Origin of the sequence: Streptomyces sp. NPDC020489, from assembly GCF_044386545.1 — a bacterium.
Lineage (GTDB): Bacteria > Actinomycetota > Actinomycetes > Streptomycetales > Streptomycetaceae > Streptomyces.
Genome location: NZ_JBIRUZ010000001.1, coordinates 64347 through 77270 on the forward strand (window position 1 = coordinate 64347; position 12924 = coordinate 77270).

Sequence of the window (12924 nt, forward strand, 5' to 3'; positions counted from 1 at the left end):
TGTCGATCGAACTCTTTCCTGAGGAGACGCATGTCCGAGACCAGCTCCACCAAGACGCCCGTCGACTTCTGGTTCGACCCGCTGTGCCCCTGGGCCTGGATGACCTCCCGCTGGGTTCTGGAGGTGGAGAAGGTCCGGGACATCGAGGTGCGCTGGCACATCATGAGCCTGGCCGTGCTGAACGAGCCGAAGCTCGACGAGCTGCCCGAGGAGTACCGCGAGCTGCTGGAGACCAAGGCCTGGCAGCCGATCCGGGTGGTCACCGCGGCCTGGCAGAAGCACGGCTCCGACATCCTCGGCCCGCTGTACACCGCGCTCGGCACCCGTATCCACAACGAGGGCCAGGGCCCGACGCGTGAGGCCGTCGAAGGCGCCCTGGCGGACGTCGGCCTGCCCGCCGACCTGATCGAGTACTTCGACCAGAAGGACTTCGAGTTCGACGCCGAGCTGCGCGCCTCCCACAAGGAGGGCATCGACAAGGTCGGCCAGGACGTCGGCACCCCGGTCATCGCGGTCCCCGGCCCGGACGGCGAGCAGATCGCCTTCTTCGGCCCGGTCGTCACCCCGGCCCCCAAGGGCGAGGAGGCGGCCCGCCTCTGGGACGGCACGGTGGCGGTCGCCTCCGTCCCCGGCTTCTACGAGATCAAGCGCACCCGGACCAAGGGCCCGGACTTCAGCAACCTGTAGGGATCACCCCTCGGGGTCGGCGGCCGGGATCCGGAGGTCCTCCGGGAGCAGGTCGCCGTCCCCCTGGTGGTGCACGGGCTGGTACCACCGGCAGCCCTCCGCGGTGCACCGCCACAGGTCGGTCCTGCCGCGGTGCTTCTCCTTCGTCCTCGCCCGCTCCCCGGCGTCGAGCATCCGGTACACCTGGTTGTACTTCTTGCAGCCGGGACAGTACTTGTTCTTGAAGAACACCGACCCCTCCTCGCGCTCACCGCCGGATCAGGGAAGTCCGTCACCACCGCGTCGACTCCCAGCCGGTAGTACAGCGCGTACGGCGCCCACGCGCCCCCGAAATCGCCCGCTCCGCCGGAACCAGGCCGGAAGGAACCGGTTCTCCGCGCGGACGGTGTACGGCCCCCACTGCCGCCGCCCCAGCTGCCGCGCATCCCCCGAGGGTCTCCTCCCGGGCGCTCCCCGACTACGCGACGCGGCGGTCACCGGACTCCGGGTGACCAGCGACGACGGCGTCGCACCCGTCTCCCCTCGAAGTGCCGTACGAGCAGGCCGAGCCGTAGCACCATGGGCCCATGACGGAGATCGACACCTCGGTACCCCACTCGGCCCGCATCTGGAACTACTGGCTGGGCGGCAAGGACAACTACCCCGTGGACGAGGAGGCCGGCGACGCCTACACCGCCGTCTTCCCCGGCATCGTCACCATCGCCCGCAGCAGCCGCGCCTTCCTCGGCCGCAGCATCCGGTACCTCGTGCAGGAGGCCGGCGTACGCCAGTTCCTGGACGTCGGCACCGGGCTGCCCACCGTCGACAACACCCACGAGGTCGCCCAGCGCCACGCCCCCGAGTCGCGGATCGTCTACGTCGACAACGACCCGCTCGTCCTCGCCCACGCCCGCGCCCTGCTCACCTCCACCCCGGAGGGCCGCACGGCCTACGAGGACCTCAGCATCCACGACCCCGAGCGCATCCTCCGGGCGGCCTCCAGAACCCTCGACCTCACCCGGCCGACCGCTCTGATCCTCAGCGGCATCCTCGGCCACATCGCCGACCACGACCTGGCCCGCGAACTCGTCGCCCGCCTGTTGGCAGGGCTCCCCTCGGGCAGCCACCTCTGCGTCAACGACGGCTCCCGGGGCACCGACCCGGACTACGAGCAGGCCCAGGACGCCTACAACGAGACCGGCGCGGTGCCGTACTTCCTGCGCCCGGTCGAGCAGATCGCCGCGTACTTCGAGGGCCTGGAGCTGGTGGAGCCCGGGGTCGTCTCGGTCCCGCTGTGGCGCCCGGACCCCGGCACCGCGCCCACCCCGATCGGCCAGCACGGCGGCGTGGGCCGCAAGCCCTGACGGGCGGGCTCAGGGACGGGGCAGCAGCCCCCGTTCCATCGCCACCACCACCGCCCGCGTCCGGTCGTTCACGTCCAGATGCCCAAGAGCCTGGTCGACCAGGGCAGTTGGCCGACACGGGTGCTCGGTGGAACATGGCGTCAACCGATCGGCTGACCCGCGGGGTGCGGAAAACCCCCGTGCGTCACGTTCTCGCGAGTGCGGAAAACCCCCGCGAGTCACGTCCTCGCGGGGGCCTCCCGTCTTTCCGCCCGCCGGTGAAGGGTGAGAAGACGATCACGAGGCGGGACGACTCACGGGCACCCCTCAGGGGGCCAGCAGCAGCACGTCGGCGCGGGACGTGGCGGCCCGGTGACGCCGGGCCACGTCCTGCCAGTTGACGACCTGCCACATGGCCTCGATGAAGTCGACCTTCTGGTTCCGGTACTGGAGGTAGAAGGCGTGCTCCCAGGCGTCGAAGACGAGGAGCGGCACCGAGCCCTGGCCGACGTTGCCCTGGTGGTCGTAGACCTGCTCGACGATCAGGCGCCCGCTGAGGGGCTCGTGGGCGAGGACGCCCCAGCCCGAACCCTGGGTGGTGGCCGCGGCCTTGGACAGCTGCGCCTTGAAGTTCGCGAACGACCCGAAGGACTCGGTGAGGGCGTCGGCCAGGTCCCCGACCCCGTCCGCGGCGAGCGGCTCGCTACCGCCGTCACCGGTCATGTTCTGCCAGTAGATCGAGTGCAGGATGTGCCCGGAGAGATGGAACGCCAGGTTCTTCTCCAGCGCGTTGATCGCTCCCCACGTCTCCTTGTCCCGCGCCTCCGCCAGCTGCTCCAGCGTGTCGTTCGCGCCCTTCACGTACGCCGCGTGGTGCTTGTCGTGGTGCAGCTCGATGATCTCGGGGCTGATCACGGGTGCGAGCGCGGAGTAGTCGTAGGGCAGGTCCGGAAGCGTGTAGACGGGCATGGCGGCGGGTCCCCTCGGGATCTTGTTGCAAGTGGCTTGCAACAACAAGCTAACAGCAAAAAGCCCCCGTGTGGATCACACGGGGGCTTTTTGCCGGCGGGCGCGTCAGCGCACGGCACGCCGTCGCTGCCAGGCGTACCCGACGGCCGCCAGCACGGCCGTCATGCCGCCGGTGAAGTACAGCTGGACCCGGGTGTCCGGCTCCCGGGCCATCAGTACGAAGATCGCCGCCATCCCGGCCATCGCCACCCAGGTCAGCACCGGGAACGCCCACATCCGCACGGTCAGCCGCTCCGGGGCCTCGCGCTCCAGCCGCCCGCGCAGCCGCAGCTGGGACACCGCGATGAAGGCCCAGACGACCAGGATCACCCCGCCGATCATGTTGAGGAGCCAGGAGAAGACGTCGTCGGGACGCCAGTAGCTCAAGCCCACGCACACGAAGCCGAAGGCGCAGGAGACGAGGACCGCGACACGGGGCACACCGCCGGAGACCCGGCCCAGCGCCTCGGGCCCCTGGCCGCGCGCGACCAGCGAGTAGGCGATCCGGGACGAGCCGTAGATGTTGGCGTTCATCGCGCTCAGCAGCGCCACCAGCACGACCACGTTCATCAGCTGCCCGGCGCCGGGGATGCCCAGCTCGTCCAGGGCGGCGACGTAGGGGCCCTTCTCGACGACCGCCTTCGAGTCCCAGGGGACGAGGGTGACGATGACCGCCATCGAGCCGATGTAGAACAGCGCGATACGCCACATCGCGGTGCGCACCGCGCTCGCCACGCCCCGGACCGGGTCCTCCGACTCGGCCGCCGCGATCGTGACCGTCTCCAGACCGCCGTACGCGAAGACGGAGGCGAGGATGCCGATCACGAGTCCCTCGCCGCCGTTCGGCAGGAAGTCCGCGAGATGGCCGGTGCCGGGGGAGTCCGTGCCGGGCAGCACCCCCGCGATCGCCAGCACGCCCAGCACCAGGAACAGGCTGATCGCGCCGACCTTCAGGGCCGCGAACCAGAACTCGAACTCGCCGAAGTTGCGCACCGCGGCGAGGTTCGTGGCGCAGAAGACGACCATGAACAGCACCACCCAGGCCCACTCCGGAGTCCCCGGCAGCCACCCCGACACGATCTCGGCCGCGCCGATGCCCTCGAGGCCCACGGCCGTGCACAGCAGCACCCAGAACGACCACCCGGCGGTGAAGCCCGCCCACGGCCCGATCGCCCGCTCGGCGTGCGCGGAGAAGGAGCCCGAGGAGGGGTAGGCGGCCGACATCTCGCCCAGCATCCGCATCACCAGCATCACGAGGAGGCCGGACAGGACGTAGGCGACGACGATCGAGGGTCCGGCGGCGGCGATCCCCGCGCCGGAGCCCACGAACAGCCCCGCGCCGATCACGCCCCCGAGGGCGATCATCGACAGATGGCGTTGCTTGAGGCCGTGGGAGAGGGCGGCGGCGTCCGACTCGGGGGGTGTCGGGGCTTGGGTGGTGCTGGGCATGGGCGTGGTTCGTCCAATGCGTGAGATGGCAAAAACGCCCACAGTCTGGGCGGCCTCTCCGCCCAGAGGGATCGACTGCCCAGTATGCGGACGCTTCCGCGACCCTGCGTGACCTGTCGGCCACGCTCGTGCGGTGCGACGCGCGCCCTCGACGCCGACCGGGACACCCGGAGATCCCTCCCCGCGGCGCCCGTTTGGCGGGACCCTACAGACGCTGTTCACACGGGACACGTGAGCGAAACGTCCCGGCCTCAGTGACCGGTGTCACGTCCTGCCCGGTGTCACCACCACCCTTTGTCCGGAGCCCACCAAACCGCCGCTCCAGCCTTTGTCGAGCGCTGACGGTGATCGACGCGAGGACCCCGGGATAGCGTCGCGATGTCCTCACCGTTCATACCCTCGCGGAGTCCCCATGAGCACCGCCGTCGCCCCCGTCCGCCCCGGCCAGGTCCTCGCCGACCTGCTCCCGGCCTCCCGTGTCCGGGACGCCGCGCTCGTGCTCGGCGGCGCCGCCCTGACCGGCCTCGCCGCCCAGATCGCGGTGCCCGTGCCGGGCTCCCCGGTGCCGGTGACCGGCCAGACCTTCGCCGTCCTGCTCGTCGGCATGACGCTCGGCGCCGGCCGCGGCTTCCTCTCCCTCGCCCTCTACGCGGTCGCGGGCGTCGCGGGCGTGCCCTGGTTCGCCGACGGCGGGTCCGGCGCGGCCGCCGCCTCCTTCGGGTACATCCTCGGCATGATCCTCGCCTCGACCGTCGTCGGCGCCCTGGCCCGCCGCGGCGCCGACCGCTCCATGTGGCGCACCGCGGGCGCGATGCTGCTGGGCGAGGCGATCATCTACGCCGTCGGCGTCCCGTACCTGGCCTACGCCGCCGACCTGTCCCTGTCCGGGGCCGTCGACGTCGGCCTCACCAACTACCTGATCGGCGACGCTCTCAAGGCGGCCCTGGCCATGGGCCTGCTGCCCACCGCCTGGAAGCTCCTCAACCGCGACGAGCGCTGACGTCGTCCCTGAAGAGGCTCGCCGGGTCGTACGACGACTTCAGCCCGGCGAGCCTCTCGCGCGTCCCGGCGTCGTACAGCCCCTCGCGCCGGCCCCCGGCCCCGAACGCGAAGTTGAGCGCCCGCCCGAGCGTCACCGGCGCGAGCACCGCGAAGGCCGGATCGAGGACCGCGCGCGCCGTCTCCCGGTCCGCCATGGTCAACAGCCGCACCAGGAAAGCCCCCTCCCGCCACGGCACGGAGTTCGGCGCGGGCCCGGCGAGCGCGCCGCCGAGATGGTTGACCTGTACGACGACCATGGCGCCGACGCCCGCCTCCGGCCCGGTCCGCCGCAGCACCTCGGCGCCCCGCGCGACGTCCAGCTCGCTGAGCACGGCACTGTCCCCGTAGTACGCGTGCGGGACGTCCGGGTCGCTGTGGATGGTGTGGCTCTCGGCGTACGGCATCGTGCGCAGCGACTCGGTGAGCACCGGCCCGATCTCCCGCAGCGGTGCCACGAGCCGCTCCCCGTCGGAGCCCGTGTACGCCACGCGCACGGAGACCACGTACCGTCCGCGCAACCGGGGCGGCAACGCCGGCAGGTCCGGATACGGTACGGCGGCGAAGGACGAGGTCAGCCCGTCCGGCACGGTCCGCGTCCACGCCTCCCACACCCGGAGCGCCGCCGCCGGGTCGACCACCCGCCCGTCGAAGGCCAGCGCTCCGCCGTACAGCGTCCGCACGGGGACGAGGTCGATCTCCAGTTCCGTGACGACGCCGAAGTTGTGACCGGCGCCGAGCAGCGCCCCGTACAGGTCGGGCGCGGACCGCCGGGTCACGTGCCGGAGCCGGCCGTCGGCGGTGACGACGTCCAGGGACCGGACATGGTCGGCCGCGTAGCCGAACTCCCGGGCGAGGATGCCGAGTCCGCCGCCCAGCGTGTACGAGACGGCGCCGACGCCCGGCGCGGAGCCGTTGAGCGGGGCGAGCCCGTGGGGTGCGGCGGCCTCGACGACCTGGCCCCAGCGGACGCCCGCCTGGAGATGTGCGGTGCGGCGGACGGGGTCGACGCGCACCCCGTCCATGTGCCGTGTCGAGATCAGTACCCCGCCCTCCAGCGGCCCCGGCACGCCGTGACCGGTGGCCTGGACGGCGACCGGCAGTCCCTCGGCGGCCGCGCCCCGCACGGCGGCGACGACGTCGTCGGCGTGGCGGGCGGCGACCACGCGAGTGGGCCGCTGGGCGAATCCGGTCTGGAAGGTGGTGAGTTCCTGCGCTGCATGGCTGTTCATGCACCCCATGCTGGAGACATAACCTGACAGCTTCCGTCAGGTTATGTCCCCGTCGTGCGCAGACCCTGCCGCCGGCGCGGGCAGGGCCGTCGGGTCAGCTCACCCGCGGTCGCCGGGTCGACCACCACAGACCGGCCGCACCGGCCGTCAGCAGCGCCGCGCCCGCCGCTCCCAGCGGGAGCACGTCACGGTCCGGACCGGTCTTCGGCAGTTCCTCCTTCTCACCGCCCGGTCCCACGGGCTGGTTGTCGGTGCCGAGCAGCAGCGGGGTGACCGGGGCGTTCGGCGACGGATTCGTCGTACCGAACGGAACCGGGCCCTGCTGCCAGTACGTCTTCTTCCCGTCGCCGGTCTGCACCGGCAGACAGATCTTGCCGGTCTTCTTGAGATCGAATGTCGCGTCCACGGCGTACGACTTCGACTTACCGGCCGCGAGATTGTCGATCAGGCAGGCGAAACCGCTGTTCGAGCCCTCCGGCAGATCGCTTTTGGCAATCGAGGAGCACCCTTGAACGTCATTGACCGTCAGGCCGTCGAAGCCGACGACCAAAAGCCGGATCTTTCCGCTGTCCTTGGTCCCCTCGTTCTTCACCGTGGCGGTGAGATCGGTTTTTTCGGAACTGTTGTCGACCGAGATCTGTTCGGGCAGCAGCGTGGTCAGCTTTACACCCGCCGGCGCCTCGTCAACGGCCTTTCCCCCCTTGCTGCTTCCGGGTCCCTCGTCCGCACCGGCGGCGGTGGAAAGGATCAGCACGGCCGAAAAAGATGCCGTGACCAGCGATCCCGCGATGGTCGTCCTACGACGAGAACTCATGTTCGTCCCCCTTGGCTGCGCCTGAATTCGCAGTACTTGAAGAGCTACCACAAGATTTCTCCGCACTATGCTGGTACGGCGTGAAGTGTGACCATTGTGTTGAAGTAGGCGGGGACCGGTGCGTGACCGAGGGGGTGTGACGGATTGCCGGGAAACACGGAGAATGCGGGAAACACGGGAAACACGCGGAGTGGTGGGGCTCCCGGGACAGTGGTGACGGGACGTTATCGCCTGGTCGAGAGCATCGGTCAGGGCGGAATGGGGCGGGTGTGGCGGGCCGCCGACGACATGCTCGACCGGGAGGTCGCGGTCAAGGAGATGCGCATAGACGGCCTCGACGCCGAGGACGCGCGCACCCGACGGGAACGCACCCTGCGCGAGGCCCGCGCCACCGCGCGGATCGACCACCCCAACGTCGTCCGGATCTACGACGTCGTCGACGAGGGCGAACGCCTGTGGATCGTCATGGAGTTGGTCGTCGGCCGCTCCCTGGAACGGATCGTGGCCGAGGGCGGCCCGCTCGGCCCCCTGGAGACCGCCCGCATCGGCATCGGGCTGGTCACCGCGCTGCGCCAGGTGCACGCCCGCGGCGTCCTGCACCGGGACATCAAGCCGGGCAACGTTCTGGTCGAGGCCGGCGCACGACGTGTCGTCCTCACCGACTTCGGCATCGCGGCCATCCAGGACGCGAAGGCCCTGACGATGGTCGGCATGCTCGTCGGTTCCCCCGACTACATGGCACCCGAGCGGATCTCCGGCCGCCCGCAGGGCCCGCCCTCCGACATCTGGTCCCTGGGCGCGACCCTCTGTGCGGCCCTCGGCGGCCGCTCCCCCTTCTCCCGCGACACCACCCTCGCCACCCTCCACGCCGTCCTCTACGAGGAGCCCGAACTCCCCCCGGCCGCAGGCCCCTTGCGCGAGATCCTGGCCGCCCTGCTGGAGAAGGACCCCGAGATCCGTCCGGGCCTGGACGAACTGGAGGCCTCCCTGCACCCGGTGGCCTTCCCGGCGCCCACCCCGACGGTGCGGGTGGCCGGGGGAGAGGTGCGGGCCGAGACGGAACCCGAACCCGTGGCGGAGCCGGAGCCGTCCACCCCGGACCACGCGCCCCCTCGACTCCCCTGGCCACCGGGGGAGTCGCCGACGCCGCTCTATGTGGACCCCTCCCACGTCCTGGCGCCCCCGGACCCCAGGACTCCCGGCCCGGACCGCGAACCGGACGCCGTGCACGACGCGACGCCGCAGCACCGCGCGACACCCCCGAGGACCCAGCGCCCCGCCACCCACGAGCCCGCGCCCCAGCCGGCGGGACACAGCTCCCCGCTCCACCCGGCGGGACACACCTCCCCGCCCCATCCGGCCGGACACACCTCCCCGCCCCACCCGGCCACCCAGGGCCCGCCGGCCCACCCCGCGACCCCCGGCCCCGACCCGTACAGTGCCTCCACCGAAGCCGCCTCGTCCGCCGCCTCGGAGGTCCGTTCCGAGACCCCGGGCGCCGGCAGGGCACAGGGCACTGCCCGGCCGGGCGGCGTCTCCCTGGTCCCTCCCGAGGCGGCGACCGAGGAGCGCCCGGTGCGTCCACCGCCGCCCGTCATGCCCCCCGGCGAACTGCCGGGCCCCGCACGCCCGGGCGGCCCGCGGCGCCCGCACCGCCGTACCGGACTGCTCGCCGCCGCGGCCGCCGTCACCGCCGGTGCGGTCGTCGCGGTCGTCCTGCTGATGAACTCCGGCTCGCCCGGCGGGAACCGGGCGAGCGACTCGCCCACGCCGTCCACCACGGCCTCCGTGAGCCCGCAGCCCACCGTCGAGGGCACGTCCCGGCCGCGGAGCCTGCCGCCGGGCGCGCACCGGGAGGCCGGCGGGTTCGCCTGGGCGACCCCGGAGGGCTGGCGCCGGGACGTGAAGACCGGCGCCGAGGTGCACTACACCTCGCCCGACGGCACCCAGGAACTCGTCGCCAAGTCCTCGCTGGCCCGCGGCGATCTGATGGAGACCTGGCAGACCTCGGAGGAGAACGCCCACCAGGGGCAGGACTACCGCAAGATCCGCCTGGAGGAGACCAGGTTCCGCGAGTACCCGGCGGTCGTCTGGGAGTACACCTTCACCCTGCGGGGCACCCGCTGGCACGCCCGGCTGCTGGGCTTCAACGCGAACGGCAAGTCGTACCAGATCAACACCTGGTACCAGCCCGCCGTCGAGAAGCAGGCGCTGGAGACGTACGAGAGGGTCACGGACAGCTTCACGATCCTGTGACGGCACGGGCACCGGTGACGGCATGGGAAAAGGGGCCCCGCGTGCGGGGCCCCTTCATCCTGTCGCGGACGAGGTCAGCCGACCTTGATCTCGTCGTGGACCTCGGCGGGGGCGGTGGCCCGGCCGCGGCCGATCCTCTCCTTCACGAAGGCGATGGCGAGCACGATCGCGGCGACCAGCAGGGACAGCAGCACGGTCTCGCGGCCGTCGTGCTCGGTGTCGGTGAGCATGTAGCCGAGCACGAACACGATCAGCGCGGCCGTCGCCCAGGTCAGGTACGGGTACAGCCACATCTTCACGACCAGCTTCTCCGGTGCCTCGGCCTGGATGATCCGGCGCATGCGCAGCTGCGAGAAGCAGATGACGAGCCAGACGAACAGGGCCACGGCACCACTGGAGTTGACCAGGAAGAGGAAGACGGAGTCGGGGAACTTGTAGTTGAAGAACACCGCGACGAAGCCGAACACCACGGAGGCCACGATGGCGGCGAGCGGCACGCCCCGGCCGGTGGTCTTCGCGAACGCCTTCGGCGCGTCCCCGCGCTCACCGAGCGAGTAGGCCATGCGGGAGGCGGTGTAGAGCCCGGAGTTGAGGCAGGACAGCACCGAGGTCAGCACGATGAAGTTCATGATCTGACCGGCGTGCGCGATACCGAGGGAGTCGAGCGCGGCGACGTAGGAGCCGTCCTTCTTGATGGACGGGTCGTTCCACGGCAGCAGCGTCACCACGACGAAGATCGAGCCGAGGTAGAAGACGGCGACCCGCCAGATGATGCTGTTGGTCGCCTTGGTGACGGCCTGCTGCGGGTTCTCGGACTCGCCGGCGGCCAGCGTGGCGATCTCGCTGCCCATGAAGGAGAAGACGACGAGCAGGACGCCGGTGAGGATCGCGCCCGCGCCGTGCGGGAGGAAGCCGCCGTGGTCGGTCAGGTTGCCGAGGCCGGCCTGGTCGCTGTCGACGCCGGGGAGCACGCCGAAGACGGCGAGACCGCCGATGACGATGAACGCGGCGATCGCGACGACCTTGATGCCGGCGAACCAGAACTCGAACTCGCCGTAGGAGCCGACGGAGACGAGGTTGGTGGCGGTCAGCACGACCATCACGATCAAGGCCCAGCCCCACTGCGGTACGGCGGGCACCCAGCCGTTGAGGATGACCGCTCCGGCGGTGGCTTCCACGGCCAGGACGACGACCCAGAAGAACCAGTACAGCCAGCCGATGGAGAACCCGGCCCAGCGGCCGAGCGCGCGGTCGGCGTGCGCGGAGAACGAACCGGAGGTGGGGTTGGCGGCCGACATCTCACCGAGCATCCGCATCACCAGCACCACGAGCGTGCCGACGAGCGCGTAGGACAGGAGGATGCCGGGCCCTGCGGTGGCGATGCCGGAGCTGGAACCGACGAAGAGACCGGCACCGATGACTCCACCGATGGCGATCATGGACAGATGGCGGTTCTTCAGTCCGGCCTGGAGACCAGTCATGCGGGGAGTTCCTTTGTGCCGGGTGTGCGGGGACGATTCAATGAATCAGAGGTAAATGAATTAATGAACCTTCGATTCCAGATCGTTACTTGAGGTTTTCGTGAGGTTGAATGGCCTGGGGGTCTCTTTACCGGGCCGACACCCGAGGCTGCTGCCCCGAAACCGCCGTGTCACACTCGTCCCATGCGCGTGTATCTCGGCTCCGACCATGCGGGCTTCGAACTCAAGAACCACCTCGTCGACTGGCTCAAGGCGGCCGGCCACGACGTCGTGGACTGCGGCCCCCACATCTACGACGCCCAGGACGACTACCCCCCGTTCTGCCTCCGTGCCGCGGAGCGGACGGCCGCGGACCCCGACGCCCTCGGCGTCGTGATCGGCGGCTCCGGCAACGGCGAGCAGATCGCCGCCAACAAGGTCAAGGGCGTCCGCGCGGCGCTGGCCTGGAGCGAGGAGACGGCGTCGCTGGGCCGCCAGCACAACAACGCCAACGTGGTGGCGGTCGGCGCACGCATGCACACCCAGGACGAGGCGACCAGGTTCGTCGAGACCTTCCTCGCCACCCCGTTCTCCGGCGACGACCGCCACATCCGCCGCATCGACATGCTGTCCGCCTACGAGACCACCGGCGACCTTCCCCCGATCCCGCCCCACCACCCTCAGCAGTAACGGCAGCGCTCTCCCGGCGCGCGAGGGCAGGGGTGCGTCCCGGCGCCCTCGCACGTCCGGGGCGGCGGGTGCGGGGACGGTCCCCGCGCCCACGGACGAAGAAGGAGCCACCGTGCCTGAGGGGCACACGATCCACCGCCTGGCCCAGGACTACGCCGCGGCGTTCCGCGGCACACGCACCCAGGTCAGCAGCCCCCAGGGCAGGTTCACCGCCGCCGCCCTCCTCGACGGCGCCGAACTCACCCGCACCGAGGCCCACGGCAAGCACCTCTTCCTCGCCTTCCGCGAGACCGACTGGATCCACATCCACCTCGGTCTCTTCGGCAAGGTCACCTTCGGCGCGGCCCCCGCGCCCCCGCCCACCGACACGGTCCGCCTCCGCCTCGCGAACCCCACCGCGTACGTCGACCTGCGCGGCCCGACCACCTGCGCGCTGATCACCCCCGCCGAGAAGCAGGCGATACACGACCGCCTCGGCCCGGACCCGCTGCGCGACGACGCGGACCCCGAGGCCGCGTACCGGAGGATCTCCCGCAGCCGTACGACGATCGCCGCCCTGCTGATGGACCAGAAGGTCATCGCCGGCGTCGGCAACGTCTACCGCGCCGAGGTCCTCTTCCGGCACCGCGTCGACCCGTACCGCGCGGGCAACACCGTCACGCCCGCGGAGTGGGCCGCGATCTGGCAGGACCTCGTCGACCTCATGCGCGAGGGGGTGCGGAACAACCGCATCGACACCGTCCGCCCCGAACACACCCCCGAGGCGATGGGCCGCCCGCCGCGCGTCGACGACCACGGCGGCGAGGTGTACGTCTACCGCAGGGCCGACCTCCCCTGCCACGTCTGCGCCGGTGAGATCCGCACCGCCGACCTCGCCGCCCGCAACCTCTTCTGGTGCCCGACCTGCCAGACCCCCTGACCTGCCCAACCCCCTGACCTGCCCAACCCCCTGACCGGCCCAACCCCCT

General features: G+C 71.1%; 12 protein-coding genes. 6 read left to right on the plus strand and 6 right to left on the minus strand.

What is annotated here, in order from left to right:
- Nucleotides 1-30 precede the first annotated feature (30 nt).
- Nucleotides 31-687, plus strand: a complete 657-nt coding sequence (locus ACH41F_RS00260) for a DsbA family protein (protein WP_391241374.1) — start codon at nt 31-33, stop codon at nt 685-687.
- A gap of 3 nt (nt 688-690) precedes the next feature.
- Here the strand turns inward: ACH41F_RS00260 and ACH41F_RS00265 are convergent, their stop codons facing one another.
- A complete protein-coding gene (locus ACH41F_RS00265; protein WP_398831832.1) occupies nt 691-918 on the minus strand; it encodes a hypothetical protein in 228 nt (75 codons plus the stop codon).
- Nucleotides 919-1253: 335 nt separating this feature from the next.
- Between ACH41F_RS00265 and ACH41F_RS00270 the strand changes: the two genes are divergently transcribed.
- Nucleotides 1254-2030, plus strand: a complete 777-nt coding sequence (locus ACH41F_RS00270; RefSeq protein ID WP_391241380.1) for an SAM-dependent methyltransferase — start codon at nt 1254-1256, stop codon at nt 2028-2030.
- 306 nt (nt 2031-2336) lie between these two features.
- Here the strand turns inward: ACH41F_RS00270 and ACH41F_RS00275 are convergent, their stop codons facing one another.
- Both ACH41F_RS00275 and ACH41F_RS00280 read right to left on the minus strand, forming a co-directional pair.
- Nucleotides 2337-2978: a superoxide dismutase gene (locus tag ACH41F_RS00275; protein ID WP_398831835.1), complete on the minus strand. Its 642-nt coding sequence runs from the start codon at nt 2976-2978 to the stop codon at nt 2337-2339.
- Between the two features lie 105 nt (nt 2979-3083).
- Complete coding sequence (locus tag ACH41F_RS00280) at nt 3084-4466, minus strand: amino acid permease (RefSeq protein WP_398831838.1); 1383 nt, start codon at nt 4464-4466, stop codon at nt 3084-3086.
- A gap of 412 nt (nt 4467-4878) precedes the next feature.
- On the opposite strand from ACH41F_RS00280, the gene ACH41F_RS00285 reads away from it, so the two are divergent.
- A complete protein-coding gene (locus ACH41F_RS00285; RefSeq protein WP_391241387.1) occupies nt 4879-5466 on the plus strand; it encodes a biotin transporter BioY in 588 nt (195 codons plus the stop codon).
- On the opposite strand, the gene ACH41F_RS00290 is transcribed toward ACH41F_RS00285, so the two are convergent.
- Both ACH41F_RS00290 and ACH41F_RS00295 read right to left on the minus strand, forming a co-directional pair.
- Nucleotides 5447-6745: an FAD-binding oxidoreductase gene (locus tag ACH41F_RS00290; protein WP_398831842.1), complete on the minus strand. Its 1299-nt coding sequence runs from the start codon at nt 6743-6745 to the stop codon at nt 5447-5449. The genes ACH41F_RS00285 and ACH41F_RS00290 overlap by 20 nt on opposite strands.
- A gap of 85 nt (nt 6746-6830) precedes the next feature.
- Nucleotides 6831-7550, minus strand: a complete 720-nt coding sequence (locus tag ACH41F_RS00295; protein ID WP_398832749.1) for an LPXTG cell wall anchor domain-containing protein — start codon at nt 7548-7550, stop codon at nt 6831-6833.
- Between the two features lie 213 nt (nt 7551-7763).
- Here ACH41F_RS00295 and ACH41F_RS00300 point away from each other — a divergent pair, with 213 nt between their 5' ends.
- Nucleotides 7764-9806: a protein kinase gene (locus ACH41F_RS00300; RefSeq protein ID WP_391241392.1), complete on the plus strand. Its 2043-nt coding sequence runs from the start codon at nt 7764-7766 to the stop codon at nt 9804-9806.
- 74 nt (nt 9807-9880) lie between these two features.
- Here the strand turns inward: ACH41F_RS00300 and ACH41F_RS00305 are convergent, their stop codons facing one another.
- Nucleotides 9881-11287 (minus strand): amino acid permease, encoded by a 1407-nt coding sequence (locus ACH41F_RS00305; RefSeq protein WP_391241394.1) that lies wholly within the window; start codon nt 11285-11287, stop codon nt 9881-9883.
- 183 nt (nt 11288-11470) lie between these two features.
- Between ACH41F_RS00305 and ACH41F_RS00310 the strand changes: the two genes are divergently transcribed.
- Nucleotides 11471-11956, plus strand: a complete 486-nt coding sequence (locus ACH41F_RS00310; protein WP_391241397.1) for a ribose-5-phosphate isomerase — start codon at nt 11471-11473, stop codon at nt 11954-11956.
- Nucleotides 11957-12068: 112 nt separating this feature from the next.
- Nucleotides 12069-12875, plus strand: coding sequence for an Fpg/Nei family DNA glycosylase (locus ACH41F_RS00315; protein ID WP_398831846.1), 807 nt, complete (start codon nt 12069-12071; stop codon nt 12873-12875).
- The last annotated feature ends 49 nt before the right edge of the window (nt 12876-12924 follow it).